Source organism: Yersinia aldovae ATCC 35236, assembly GCF_000173735.1.
Classification (GTDB): domain Bacteria; phylum Pseudomonadota; class Gammaproteobacteria; order Enterobacterales; family Enterobacteriaceae; genus Yersinia; species Yersinia aldovae.
Genome location: NZ_ACCB01000042.1, coordinates 1 through 13558, shown reverse-complemented (window position 1 = coordinate 13558; position 13558 = coordinate 1). Strand labels below are relative to the sequence as shown.

Here is a 13558-nt window from a genome sequence, read left to right as displayed (position 1 = left end):
GCAACAAAAGTTAATGAATTGTTTATTTTATGCTTCTATTTTGTTGTTTTCCAGTCGTTAATTCATAAATATAAACAAGTCTAATCCCAGAGATCATTTGTGTGTAGAATGAGCTGTTTCATTACAAATAGAAATAATCCGTAAGATGATGGGGGGAATGATGGGCAAATTTTGGCGGGTTTTGATTGCATTATTACTCGCGCCAACGTTGGCGCAGGCAGAAGACGCGGCAGTTGAGAAGATTCATGATGCGCCTGCGGTGCGTGGCAGTATTATTGCGGCAATGTTGCAGGATCACGATAATCCATTCCTGCTGTATCCGTATGAAACGAACTATTTATTGTATACCTATACCAGTGACATTAACAAAGACGCTATCAGCTCGTATGATTGGGCGCAGAATGCCAAGAAGGATGAAGTTAAATTCCAACTGAGTTTAGGCTTCCCAATCTGGCGCGGTATTGCCGGTGACAACTCTTTATTGGGTGCCTCTTATACCCAGCGTTCATGGTGGCAAGCATCCAACAGCGATGAGTCTTCGCCATTTCGCGAAACTAACTACGAACCCCAAGTCTTCCTGGCATGGGCAACAGACTATGAATTGGCGGGCTGGACATTCCGTGAAGTGGAATTCGGTGTTAACCACCAGTCCAACGGTAAAGCAGACCCCACTTCACGCAGTTGGAACCGTGTATATACCCGTCTGATGGCTCAACGTGGTAATTTAGAAGTCGATCTGAAGCCTTGGTACCGTATGCCTGAAAGTGACAGCAAAGATGACAACCCCGATATCAATAAGTACATGGGTTATTATCGCCTGAAAGTGGGTTATGCGTTGGGCGATAGCGTGTTCAGTATTGATGGTCGTTATAACTGGAATACCGGTTATGGTGGCGCTGAAATGGGCTGGAGCTACCCAATTACCAAGCATGTTCGCTTCTATACTCAGGTGTTCAGTGGCTATGGTGAGTCAATGATTGACTATAACTTTAGGCAAACACGGGTGGGTATGGGTATCATGTTGAACGATGTCCTTTAACGTCATCCGGCGTTAGGCAAGTTTCAGACACAGGCCGGTTCACCGGCCTGTGCAGATCTCATAGTTGGGGAAAAGTGTGTCAACCGCTGCAGTGATAAACAGGGAATTACTGGCCGTTCAGGTATTGCGCGATACTTTCGGCTATCAGCAATTCCGGCCAGGGCAACAGGAAATCATCAACGCCACTCTCTCCGGGCAAGACTGTCTGGTGGTGATGCCAACCGGTGGCGGTAAATCCTTGTGTTATCAGATTCCTGCACTGGTGACGGACGGGCTGACGCTGGTGGTTTCTCCCTTAATTTCCTTAATGAAAGATCAGGTTGACCAGCTACTGGCTTATGGCGTTGGGGCCGGGTGTTTAAACTCGTCGCAAACGCGCGAACAGCAGTTGGCCGTGATGGACGGGTGCCGCAGCGGCCAGATTAAGCTGCTGTATATCGCGCCTGAACGGTTGGTGATGGAGAGCTTTCTTGATCAACTGCACCAGTGGCGTCCCGCGCTGTTGGCGGTGGATGAAGCGCACTGCATCTCCCAATGGGGGCATGATTTCCGCCCGGAATATCGCGCTCTCGGTCAGTTAAAGCAACGTTTCCCTGATTTACCGGTGATAGCACTCACCGCCACGGCTGACGAAGCGACGCGCGGTGATATTTTGCGTTTGCTCAATCTGTCACAGCCATTGGTTCAGGTTAGCAGCTTTGACCGCCCCAATATCCGCTACACCTTGGTGGAAAAGTTCAAACCGCTCGATCAACTGTGGCGTTTTGTCCAAGACCAACGTGGTAAAAGTGGCATTATTTACTGTAACAGTCGTGCCAAAGTGGAAGACACCACCGCCCGCTTACAAAGCCGTGGTTTAAGTGTAGCGGCCTACCATGCCGGTCTGGATAACGAACGCCGCGCGCAGGTGCAGGAGGCTTTCCAGCGTGACGACTTACAAGTGGTGGTCGCGACTGTGGCTTTCGGTATGGGCATCAACAAGCCCAACGTGCGTTTTGTGGTGCATTTTGACATTCCGCGTACTATCGAGTCTTACTATCAGGAAACCGGCCGTGCCGGGCGCGATGGTTTGCCCGCTGAAGCTGTGCTGCTGTATGACCCGGCCGATATGGCGTGGTTACGCCGCTGTTTGGAAGAGAAACCGGCAGGTGCGCAACAAGATATCGAGCGGCATAAACTTAATGCGATGGGGGCGTTTGCCGAAGCGCAAACTTGCCGCCGTCTGGTGCTGCTGAACTATTTTGGCGAAGGTAAACAGCAGCCGTGCGGCAACTGCGATATCTGTCTTGATCCACCGAAGCGTTACGATGGTTTGGCTGATGCGCAAAAAGCGTTATCGTGTGTTTATCGCGTCGGGCAACGGTTTGGCTTGGGGTATATCGTCGAGGTGCTGCGTGGGGCGAATAACCAGCGTATTCGCGAAATGGGCCATGACAAACTGTCGGTATACGGCATTGGCCGCGAGCAAACCCATGAGCATTGGGTCAGCGTATTGCGCCAACTGATCCACCTCGGATTGCTGAGCCAGAATATCGCGATGTTTTCAGCCTTGCAGTTGACCGAGGCCGCGCGGCCAGTATTACGCGCTGAATTGCCGTTGCAACTGGCGGTGCCACGTATCCAAAATCTGAAAGCACGCAGCAGTGCGAATCAGAAATCGTATGGTGGCAATTACGATCGCAAGTTGTTCGCTAAATTGCGCAAATTGCGCAAATCTATCGCCGACGAAAGCAATATTCCGCCTTACGTGGTGTTTAACGATACCACGTTGCTGGAGATGGCAGAGCAGATGCCAATTACGGCCAGCGAGCTGTTGAGTGTGAATGGGGTTGGGCAACGCAAGCTGGAGCGCTTTGGTGCGTCATTTATGGCGATGATCCGTGACCATGTGGATAACAACGACGACTAACCGGTCACCTTTCCTGTAATGAGAGCCTATTTATGCTAATGCTATTTCTGACTGTCGCGTTGGTTCATCTGGTGGCGTTGATGAGTCCGGGGCCAGATTTCTTTTTTGTCTCGCAAACTGCCGCCAGCCGCTCACGTCGTGAGGCGATGCTGGGAGTGGTGGGGATCTCGCTGGGGATTGTGGTCTGGGCCGGTGTGGCATTAATGGGGCTGAACCTGATCTTGCAGAAAATGGCCTGGTTACATCAGATCATTATGGTCGGTGGCGGGTTATATTTGTGCTGGATGGGGTGGCAGTTGCTGAAATCTGCCCGTGCTAAACGTAATCCAACCGACGGTGATGTTAACGTTGAGCTGCCTGCCCGTGGGAGGACTTTCCTGCGTGGTTTTCTGACGAATTTGTCTAACCCGAAAGCCGTTATCTATTTTGGCAGCGTGTTTTCACTGTTTGTCGGCGATGATGTCAGTGCTGGCGCACGCTGGGGCTTATTTGTGCTGATTGTCGGCGAAACCTTCGTCTGGTTCAGTATTGTGGCGTGCGTATTTGCGCTACCCGTGATGCGCCGTGGCTATCAGCGGCTATCCCGATGGATTGATGGACTGACTGGCGTGCTATTCGCCGGGTTTGGTATTCACCTGATATTATCTCGCTAACAAATTCCCCAACCGATTAGTGGCGTGGTTGGGGGGATGTCAGCGCGTTTTATACTTTTCTGGCGGTGGCCAGCAGTGTACCTATTAGCATAAATAACCCACCAAAGATCCGGTTCAGCAATTTCATTTGTTGTGGTGATTTAATCCAGCCAGCAATTCGCGTGGCAAGAGTCGCGTAACCTATCATCACGATGATATCAACAATCACACTGGTGCTACCAAGAATCAGATATTGCGCCACCTGTGGTTGATGTGGCAGCACAAATTGCGGGAATAATGCGGCCAGAAAAACAATACTTTTCGGGTTGGTCAAATTGACGAACACCGCGCGTTTAAACAGCTTACGCCGTGGCATACTGTTAGCTAACGCATGTAAGTCTAACGCTCCCGCCGCGCGCCATTGTTGAATACCCAGCCAGATTAAGTAAGCCGCACCCAGCCATTTTAAAATTTCAAAAGCCAGCAAAGATTGAGAAATCAGTGCGCCCAGGCCGACGCCAACTAATACGATATGGACTGACAAGCCTAACTGTAACCCGCAGATTGACGCGATGACACCCCGTGTACCGTGGCTGATGGTGGTGCTCATGGTGTTAATGGCACCCGAGCCGGGTGAGAGACTGAGGATCAGTGTTGTCAGCAAATAGGTTAACCACCAATCTAAGCTCATCGGCAAAACTCCCTGAACGCGTAAATTTATGCCACAATACGCTATTGCTAATCGTTGCGCTATGGCCCACATAATGACTGGGTTTACCCAAATTTCAGGTTTCATCGAACATTGAGCAACCTCGGCCAAAGGATGTAATCAATCAGGTTATGCCGTTAGATTATCATATGAATAGCTGGTTAACCCGCGAAGGGCAGTTTGCTGCTTTTGTTAACGGGCCGCTGTTGGATTTCTGGCAGCTAAGGGATGAAAATGAGTTTATCGGTGTTGATGGTATCCCGATCCGCTACGTTCGTTTCCGTGCGCCACAGCATAATCGCGTAGTTGTGGTTGTGCCTGGCCGTATAGAAAGTTACGTTAAATATCCTGAAGTGGCCTATGACCTGTTCCAACAAGGTTATGACGTCATTGTGCTGGATCATCGCGGGCAGGGGCGATCCGGGCGGATGCTGGACGATCATAACCGTGGGCATGTCATCAAGTTTGATGATTATATTGAGGATTTTGCGCAGTTGGTGCAGCGCGAAATCAGCGACAGCCATTATCAACAACGTTTCGCACTGGCGCATTCAATGGGCGGGGCTGTCCTGACACGATATCTGACCAGAGATCCCGATACATTCAATGCGGTGGCGCTATGCGCGCCGATGTTTGGTATCCATTTACCGATGCCGGGCTGGTTGGCGCATCGTATTGTGGACTGGGCCGAGAGGTCTCAGAAACTGCGGGATTACTATGCCATCGGAACCGGCCATTGGCGGCCAATGCCGTATGTGGTCAATATGCTGACCCACAGCCGCGAACGCTATCGTCGCTACTTACGCCAATATGCGGATTCGCCAGAAATCCGTGTTGGTGGGCCAACCTACCATTGGGTACGCGAAAGTCTGTTAGTGGGTGAGCAAATTATTGCCCAGGCAGACAAAATCACCACACCGGTTTTGTTGCTACAGGCCAGTGAGGATCGGGTGGTACATAACCCGGCCCATAATGCATTTTCTCAGGCAATGACTCTGGCGGGGCACCCTTGCGAAGGGAGACAGCCTAAAGTCATTCAAGGCGCACGCCATGAGATCCTGTTCGAGCGGGACCCGCTGCGTGCCGAGGCGCTAAGCGCCATATTGCGCTTTTTTGCGCAACATCAATCATCAGTCGGCCATCCAGACCCCGACACCACCAGAGGTTAGAACATACCGCTATGTATCATGTTGTTGCTTCCGATTTAGATGGCACGCTGCTATCGCCTGATCACCTTTTAACCCCTTATGCCAAAGAGACACTTAAGTTGCTGACGCAGCGTGATGTGCACTTTGTGTTTGCCACTGGACGTCATCATATCGATGTTGCGCAAATCCGCGATAGTCTTGAAATCACTGCTTTTATGATCACCTCCAACGGTGCGCGCGTGCATAACACTGCGGGAGAACTGATTTTTAGCCATAACCTTGATGCGGATATTGCCCGAGATCTCTATAACATCGAACATCACAATCCAGATATTCTGACCAACGTCTATCTGAATGACGAATGGTATATGAACCGTGAAAGCCCGGAGCAGAAAGCGTTTTTCCGTGAATCGGTGTTCAACTATCAGGTATTTGAGCCAGCACTGCTGCCAACTGACGGGGTGTGCAAGGTCTATTTCACCTGTGAAGATCATGACAAGTTATTGATTTTAGAAGAAGCGATAAATGCACGTTGGGGCGATCGGGTCAATGTCAGCTTCTCTTTCCCAACCTGCCTGGAAGTGATGGGCGGCGGTGTTTCGAAAGGTCATGCGCTTGAGCAAGTTGCTAAAATTATCGGTTATTCACTGAAGGAATGTATCGCGTTTGGCGATGGTATGAATGACCTGGAAATGCTGTCGATGTCCGGCAAAGGCTGCATTATGCGTGATGCGCATCAACGGCTGAAGGATATGTTACCGAATCTGGAAGTGATTGGTTCTAACGCTGATGATGCGGTGCCACACTATTTACGTAAGATGTTTTTAGGCACAGATAACTAACTGATTATGATGCTAAATAAAAATTAGCAGTAAAAATGGCGAACGGTAGATGAGTTCGCCATTTTCTTATTTTCAGTTATTTCAGATAACTCACTTACTGGTGCTGACTCTGTTTTTGCAGGAACTGCACGCCTTTATCCGGGAAGTCAGTAAACACCCCGTCAACTCCGGCCTGATTGTAGATAATATCAAACAGTTGATTCACGTTAGTGGCGTATTTCGGCAGCTTATCTGCGCGGATAGTGTACGGATGAACCATCATGTTATTGGCATGTGCATCTTTGACCATATTGGTCAGCTTGATGTTCTCTGGCGTCGAGGTTTCGACGACCAGCATATGGTAATCAGGCCCAATGCCGTCGGCATACTGCGCGACTTGCTTCATTGCACCTGGCTTGAACATCCAGTCATAGCTGTAGTTCACCCATTTACCGTCAGGTTTCTGCTCGTAGGTTTCATTCCAATCGGTATAAGCCACCAGTTGAACCAGCTTCAGGTTCATGCCCATCTTCGGTTCCAGCTCATTTTTAATGCGTTTTAACTCGTTGGCATCAAAGCATTGCAGATAAACCTTATCGCTCTTAGTGGTGTAACCGTACTGTTTCAGTACTTCCAACACTTTGGTTGAGATGTCTTTCCCTTCCTGCTTATGGAACCACGGCGCTTTGATTTCCGGGTAAATACCGACATTTTTACCGGTCGAGTGGTTCAGACCTTGAACAAATTCAATCTCTTCCTGGAACGTGTGTACACGGAAGTCAGATTTACCCATTGGGAAGCGGCCCGGATAGCTCTGCACTTTTTTACCGTCTTTATCAATATCAAAGCCTTCGGTAAACTTCAGTGACTTGATTTCCGGCAGTGTAAAGTCGATAGCGTAATAACGACCATCTTTACGGGCGCGATCAGGGAAGCGGTCGGCAACATCGGTGACGCGATCCAGGTAGTGGTCGTGCAGCACCACTAACTCATTATCTTTGGTCATAACCAAATCTTGCTCAAGATAATCAGCACCTTGCGCGTAAGCCATCGCTTTAGCAGGCAGACTGTGTTCCGGTAAATAACCACTGGCACCGCGGTGCGCGATAACCACTTTATCGGCTGATTTATCTTTAGCTAAGGGTTCTGTCGCGTGTGCCATGCCTGCGACTGAGGATGCCAGAATCATACTCGCCAACAGGGTTTTGATGTGGGTTTTCATTGTTTGCATTGATAGTGCTCCATTTATCAATTTCAGGATATGAAAAAGGCTGTGTCGCTATTAATCCATAGATAACGGCACAGCCTGTAAGCTACTTAATACGCTGGGTATATTTATAATGAAATTATAAACCCTGCTTTCTTGCCAGTTCTGCGTGATGCTTCTTCTCACTGAACATGACAACTATCAGTAACAGAACCGCAATAATGCTACCGCCGATCATCACCATAAAGCCGCCGTCCCAACCGAAGTAGTCAACGGTGTAACCGACGATGGCGCTGGCAGCAACCGAACCACCGAGATAACCGAACAGACCGGTGAAGCCTGCCGCAGTACCGGCTGCTTTTTTCGGTGCCAATTCAAGTGCATGTAAACCAATCAACATGACCGGACCATAGATCAGGAAGCCGATGGTGATCATACAGGCCATATCAATACCTGGGTTACCGACCGGGTTCAGCCAGTAAATAATGGTAGCGATAGTGACCAGTATCATAAAGAACACACCCGTTGCACCACGGTTACCTTTAAACACTTTGTCCGACATCCAACCGCACAGCAGCGTCCCTGGAATACCTGCGTATTCATACAGGAAATAAGCCCATGAGGATTTATCCAATGCGAAGTGTTTGACTTCTTTCAGGTAGGTCGGTGACCAGTCGAGGATGCCGTAACGCAGCAAATAAACAAAAACGTTAGCAATCGCGATATACCACAACAGCTTGTTGGGCAGAATATATTGCATGAAGATTTGTTTCGCGGTCAGTTCTTCTTCCGCTTCTTCACTGTAATCGTCTGGGTAGTCGTTTTTGTACTCTTCAATCGGTGGTAAGCCCACGGATTGCGGGGTATCACGCATCAGGCCGAAGACAATCAATGCCACCAGAATGGCACCAAAAGCAGGCATATAAAGCGCGGCTTTCCAGTCGTTAAACCATGCCATCCCTAACAGGAATAGCAGTGGTGGTAAGCCGCCACCCACGTTATGGGCACAGTTCCAGACTGACACAATACTGCCGCGTTCTTTCTTCGACCACCAGTGCACCATAGTTCGGCCACATGGCGGCCAACCCATTCCCTGGAACCAGCCGCACAGGAATAGCAGCACGAACATTACGGCGATACTGGAGGTTGCCCACGGCACGAAGCCCATAAACAGCATCACGGCCGCCGAGAGAATCAAACCGGCAGAAAGGAAGACCCGTGGGTTTGAACGGTCAGAAACCGAACCCATGATGAACTTTGAGAAACCATAGGCGATAGAAATACCGGATAGAGCGAAACCCAGATCTCCGCGCGAAAACCCTTGTTCGATCAGATACGGCATGGCCAGAGTAAAGTTCTTCCGCACCAGATAGTAGGCAGCGTAACCGAAGAAAATACCCATAAAGATTTGCCAACGTAAGCGGCGGTAGGTTGGATCAACGCGATCTGCGGAAAGCCGTGCCTGATGTGGCGCGGGCTTAAAAATGCTCAACATGAGTGCCTCCGATGGCTTTTTTGTTCGTTTTTGAGTCTGATATAGCCTGGTGTCTATCTGTTAATAAAATGTAGCCGTTAGTTAAACGTAGACCGTGGTTAAACCGTTAACCCGCTGTCGTTTATGTTCTATAACGAACGCCATGCTAGATAAAATCTGAGGTTTTATCTGTGAGTGAAGGCGCATTTGTTACAGTTTTATGAAAGCAGCGGCGATTTTGAGCGATTGGTTAACATTTTGAAACCAATAATGACAAATCACTTGTGACCTTGATCACAATCATGGTTTTTAACCACCATATTGGTTTCGTTTTTGGTTCGTTTTTGTTCCTTATCAAACAATAACCTTAAATATTGTGGCTCAATAGACTCATAATTAGCCGCCAGCGGCTGTCTGATAATGTGGGGTCTGCATGACGAACACTTCTCCGTACACAGAAACTGATGTCATCATCATTGGTGGTGGTGCGACCGGTGCCGGGATCGCCCGAGACTGCGCCCGCCGTGGTCTGGCATGTACATTGCTGGAACGGCATGACATTGCCACCGGCGCGACGGGACGTAATCATGGCTTGCTACACAGTGGCGCACGCTATGCCGTGACAGACAGTGAATCAGCCCGTGAATGTATTGAAGAGAATCGCATTCTTAAACGCATTGCCCGCCACTGTATTGAGCAGACCGACGGCCTGTTTATCACGCTGCCGGAAGATTCGTTGGAGTATCAGCAGCAATTTATCGCTCAATGTCGTGATGCCGGAATTGAGGCTGAAGCTATTGATCCGAAACTGGCACTGCGTTTGGAACCGGCGGCTAATCCATCATTAATCGCCGCCGTTCGGGTTCCGGATGGCACAATCGATCCCTTTCGTTTAACCGCCGCTAATATGCTGGATGCCCGCGAACACGGTGCGAATGTCCTGACCTATCATGAAGTCATTGGTTTACTGCGCAGTGCTGATCGCGTGAGCGGCGTGCGTGTTTTCGACCATAAAAACCAGCGGAAATATGATATTCATGCGCAGATTGTCGTGAATGCTGCCGGGATCTGGGGGCAACACATTGCGGAATATGCCGATCTTCGTATTCGCATGTTCCCCGCTAAAGGTGCGTTGTTGATCCTGGGTCATCGGATCAACAACATGGTGATCAACCGCTGCCGCAAACCGGCCGATGCTGACATTCTGGTGCCAGGCGATACCATTTCATTGATCGGTACGACCTCAACCCATATTGAGTACGATCAGATAGATAACATGGTCGTCACGCCACAAGAGGTCGATACCTTAATTCGGGAAGGTTCGAAACTCTCACCACGGCTGGCGCAAACCCGCATTCTACGAGCTTACGCTGGCGTGAGGCCGCTGGTTGCCAGTGACGACGACCCGTCGGGGCGAAATGTGAGCCGTGGCATCGTGCTGCTTGATCATGCCAGTCGCGATGGGCTGGAGGGTTTTATCACCATTACCGGCGGCAAGCTGATGACCTATCGACTGATGGCGGAATGGGCGACGGACAAAGTGTGTGAGAAATTGGGTATTAGCGCCGCGTGCACTACCGCTCAAGAGCCGCTGCCCGGTTCGCAGCAATCAGCAGAACAAACGTTAAGCAAAGTGATCTCTCTGCCCGCCAGCATTCGTGGCTCGGCGGTTTATCGCCACGGTGACCGCGCAACACAATTGTTGGCCGGTAATCGGCTGGATAACAGTTTAGTGTGTGAGTGTGAAGCGGTAACCGCCGGTGAAGTGCGCTATGCGGTTGAATCGTTATCGGTCAATAACCTGCTCGATTTACGCCGCCGAACCCGCGTGGGAATGGGAACCTGTCAGGGGGAACTGTGCGCCTGCCGTGCCGCCGGTTTACTCAATCGTTTCAACGTGACCACGCCGCAACAATCCCGTGAGCAACTCACGCAATTCCTTAATGAGCGCTGGAAAGGTGTGCGCCCGATAGCCTGGGGCGATGCGCTGCGGGAAAGCGAGTTCACTCACTGGGTTTATCAGGGGCTGTGTGGCTTGGATGATAGCCCGCCTACAGCATCCGCTGAGGAGAAACACGATGAAATTTGATGTCATAATCATCGGCGGTGGTTTAGCCGGGCTAGCCTGTGGTATCAAGCTGGCCGAACAAGGCAAATATTGCGCGATTGTCAGCGCTGGTCAAAATGCGCTGCATTTTTCCTCAGGCTCACTGGATCTGCTGGCAAAATTACCTGATGGGCGAGCTGTTAGCAAACCGCTCTCGGCACTCAGTGCTTTGGCTGAAATCGCACCTGAACATCCTTACAGCAAAATGGGGCAAGTGGCGAAACTGGCGTTGGACGCGGAGTCTCTGTTACAGCGCTGCGGCTTGAAATTGGTGGGAAGTGCGGCTCAGAACCACCAGCGCCTTACCCCATTGGGTGGCTGTCGCCCAACATGGCTAAGTCCTGCCGATATTCCGGTTGCACCATTAGACGGCCCTCTGCCGTGGCAAAAAGTCGCGGTGATTGGAATTGAAGGTTTCCTCGATTTTCAACCGCAGATGGTCGCCAGTGCCTTGCAGGATCAAGGTGTTGAAGCCACAGCCGATTACCTGCATTTACCGGCACTGGATCGCTTGCGGGATAATCCCAGCGAATTTCGTGCGGTGAATATCGCCCGTTTGCTGGATCTGCCGGAAAACCTGCAACCGTTGGCTGATGAATTATCGCGCCTGTCCTCTGCGGCTGACATGATTTTACTGCCGGCCTGCATCGGGTTGGAAGCCACCGCCCCACTGGACGCACTGCGCGCGGCAGTAGGTAAGTCTATTCAACTGCTGCCAACACTGCCGCCTTCACTGCTCGGTATGCGCCTACACCAGGCTCTGCGCCAGCGCTTCCAGCAATTGGGCGGCATTATCATGCCGGGTGATGCGGTATTACGGGCTGAGTTGGTGGGTGACCGAATTACCGGACTGTATAGCCGCAATCACGGGGATATCCCCTTGCGTGCGGCACATATGGTTCTCGCCAGTGGCAGCTTCTTCAGCAACGGGCTGGTTGCCACTTTTGAGCAGGTTTATGAGCCGATACTGGATCTGGATATCTTATCGCTGCCGAACCGCGCCGACTGGAGCCACAGCAACATGTTTGCACCACAGCCTTATCTGCAATTTGGTGTTAAAACTGACAACCGCTTACGCGCCCTGCGTGGTGGTGTTGCATTGGATAACCTACATGCTATCGGTGCGGTACTGGGAGGATATGATCCGCTGCAACAAGGTTGTGGTGCGGGGGTTTCGCTGACCAGCGCGTTATTTGTCGCAGAACAGATTGTCGGCGCTATGGAGGTCACATTATGACGTGGTTGCCAAAGCACGGTGAGAGTAAAACCTTACCTCAGGAGCATCATCTGCCGCGCGATAACAGCTTTGAAAGTTGCATCAAATGTACGGTTTGCACCACCTATTGCCCGGTGGCGAAAGTTAACCCACTCTATCCGGGGCCGAAACAGGCCGGTCCAGACGGCGAGCGGCTGCGCCTAAAAGATCCGGCGCTGTACGATGAGGCACTGAAATATTGTACCAACTGCAAACGCTGCGAAGTGGCGTGCCCGTCTGATGTCAAAATTGGTGACATCATCCAGCGCGCTAAAGCCAGTTACAGTAGTAATAAACCTAAATTGCGCGATGCTATCCTCAGCCATACCGACATTATGGGCACACTTTCGACGCCGTTCGCGCCAGTCATCAATGCGGTCACGGGGTTAAAACCGGTGCGCGCCTTGTTGGATAAGGCGCTGAAGATTGATCATCGGCGTGAATTGCCGAAATACTCCTTCGGAACATTTCGCCGTTGGTATCGCAAACAGGCAGAAAAACAGCAGCAATATGCTGAACAGGTCGCATTTTTCCACGGTTGCTTCGTTAACTACAATCACCCGCAGTTGGGTAAAGATTTAGTCAGTGTTTTCAATGCAATGAACATTGGTGTGCAACTGCTGAAACGGGAAAAGTGCTGTGGCGTACCCTTGATTGCGAATGGCTTTATTGAACAGGCGAAAAAGCAGGCGCGAGTCAATCTGGAATCACTGACCGACGCAGTTATCGGGCGGGATATTCCGGTGGTGGCAACCTCTTCGAGCTGTACCTTCACCTTGCGCGATGAATATCCGCACTTGCTTGATGTTGATACCGCGCCGGTGCGCGATAAAGTGGAACTGGCGACACGTTACCTCTATCGCTTGCTGGATCAGGGTCGTGAGTTACCACTAAAACCGTTATTTTCTTCGCAAAACAAGCCGTTGCGCATTGCTTATCATACGCCTTGTCATATGGAAAAAATGGGTTGGACGGCTTATACCCTGGCCTTGCTACAGCGCATTCCTGGTATCGAGTTGGTGGTTCTGGACTCTCAGTGCTGCGGTATTGCCGGGACTTATGGTTTTAAATCAGAAAACTACGCCACAGCGCAGGGAATTGGTGCATCGTTATTCCAGCAAATTGAGGATAGCGGGGTGGATTTGGTGATTACCGACTGTGAAACCTGCAAATGGCAAATTGAGATGTCGACCAGCAAAAAGTGCGAGCATCCGATTACTCTATTGGCACAAGCACTAAATCCCCTTTGTCCTTGAA

General features: G+C 50.5%; 11 protein-coding genes and 1 pseudogene. 8 read left to right on the top strand and 4 right to left on the bottom strand.

What is annotated here, in order from left to right; genetic code table 11:
• Positions 1-160: 160 nt before the first annotated feature.
• The 3 genes from pldA (at position 161) to rhtC (ending at position 3601) form a co-directional block, all read left to right on the top strand.
• Positions 161-1039: a phospholipase A gene (gene pldA / locus YALDO0001_RS16085; RefSeq protein ID WP_042840299.1), complete on the top strand. Its 879-nt coding sequence runs from the start codon at positions 161-163 to the stop codon at positions 1037-1039.
• A 76-nt stretch (positions 1040-1115) separates the two neighbouring features.
• Positions 1116-2948 carry an ATP-dependent DNA helicase RecQ gene (gene recQ / locus YALDO0001_RS16080; RefSeq protein WP_042840298.1) on the top strand — a complete coding sequence of 611 codons (1833 nt, stop codon included), beginning with the start codon at positions 1116-1118 and terminating at the stop codon, positions 2946-2948.
• A 32-nt stretch (positions 2949-2980) separates the two neighbouring features.
• Positions 2981-3601: a threonine export protein RhtC gene (gene rhtC, locus YALDO0001_RS16075; protein ID WP_004704590.1), complete on the top strand. Its 621-nt coding sequence runs from the start codon at positions 2981-2983 to the stop codon at positions 3599-3601.
• A 49-nt stretch (positions 3602-3650) separates the two neighbouring features.
• Here rhtC and rhtB read toward each other — a convergent pair whose 3' ends face one another.
• Complete coding sequence (gene rhtB, locus YALDO0001_RS16070) at positions 3651-4271, bottom strand: homoserine/homoserine lactone efflux protein (RefSeq protein ID WP_042547201.1); 621 nt, start codon at positions 4269-4271, stop codon at positions 3651-3653.
• Between the two features lie 149 nt (positions 4272-4420).
• On the opposite strand from rhtB, the gene pldB reads away from it, so the two are divergent.
• Together pldB and yigL are read left to right on the top strand one after the other, a co-directional pair.
• Complete coding sequence (pldB, locus tag YALDO0001_RS16065; protein WP_004704588.1) at positions 4421-5458, top strand: lysophospholipase L2; 1038 nt, start codon at positions 4421-4423, stop codon at positions 5456-5458.
• Between the two features lie 11 nt (positions 5459-5469).
• Entirely contained in the window at positions 5470-6279 is an 810-nt protein-coding gene (gene yigL, locus YALDO0001_RS16060; RefSeq protein ID WP_004704587.1) for a sugar/pyridoxal phosphate phosphatase YigL, read from the top strand.
• 94 nt (positions 6280-6373) lie between these two features.
• On the opposite strand, the gene glpQ is transcribed toward yigL, so the two are convergent.
• The 3 genes and pseudogenes from glpQ to YALDO0001_RS22415 all read right to left on the bottom strand — a co-directional run bounded on the left by glpQ (position 6374) and on the right by YALDO0001_RS22415 (position 9405).
• Positions 6374-7480 (bottom strand): glycerophosphodiester phosphodiesterase, encoded by a 1107-nt coding sequence (glpQ, locus tag YALDO0001_RS16055; RefSeq protein WP_042840301.1) that lies wholly within the window; start codon positions 7478-7480, stop codon positions 6374-6376.
• Between the two features lie 124 nt (positions 7481-7604).
• Entirely contained in the window at positions 7605-8960 is a 1356-nt protein-coding gene (gene glpT, locus YALDO0001_RS16050) for a glycerol-3-phosphate transporter (protein ID WP_004704585.1), read from the bottom strand.
• 257 nt (positions 8961-9217) lie between these two features.
• A pseudogene (locus YALDO0001_RS22415) lies at positions 9218-9405 on the bottom strand (hypothetical protein).
• Between YALDO0001_RS22415 and glpA the strand changes: the two are divergent.
• Genes glpA through glpC form a run of 3 tightly spaced genes read left to right on the top strand, consistent with a single transcriptional unit; the run spans position 9373 to position 13557 of the window.
• Entirely contained in the window at positions 9373-11028 is a 1656-nt protein-coding gene (gene glpA / locus YALDO0001_RS16045) for an anaerobic glycerol-3-phosphate dehydrogenase subunit A (RefSeq protein WP_004704584.1), read from the top strand. The pseudogene YALDO0001_RS22415 and the gene glpA overlap by 33 nt on opposite strands.
• Entirely contained in the window at positions 11018-12283 is a 1266-nt protein-coding gene (glpB, locus tag YALDO0001_RS16040; protein WP_042840297.1) for a glycerol-3-phosphate dehydrogenase subunit GlpB, read from the top strand. The genes glpA and glpB overlap by 11 nt, the downstream gene beginning before the upstream one ends.
• A complete protein-coding gene (glpC, locus tag YALDO0001_RS16035) occupies positions 12280-13557 on the top strand; it encodes an anaerobic glycerol-3-phosphate dehydrogenase subunit GlpC (RefSeq protein ID WP_042840295.1) in 1278 nt (425 codons plus the stop codon). Before glpB ends, glpC begins: the two co-directional genes overlap by 4 nt.
• The last annotated feature ends 1 nt before the right edge of the window (position 13558 follow it).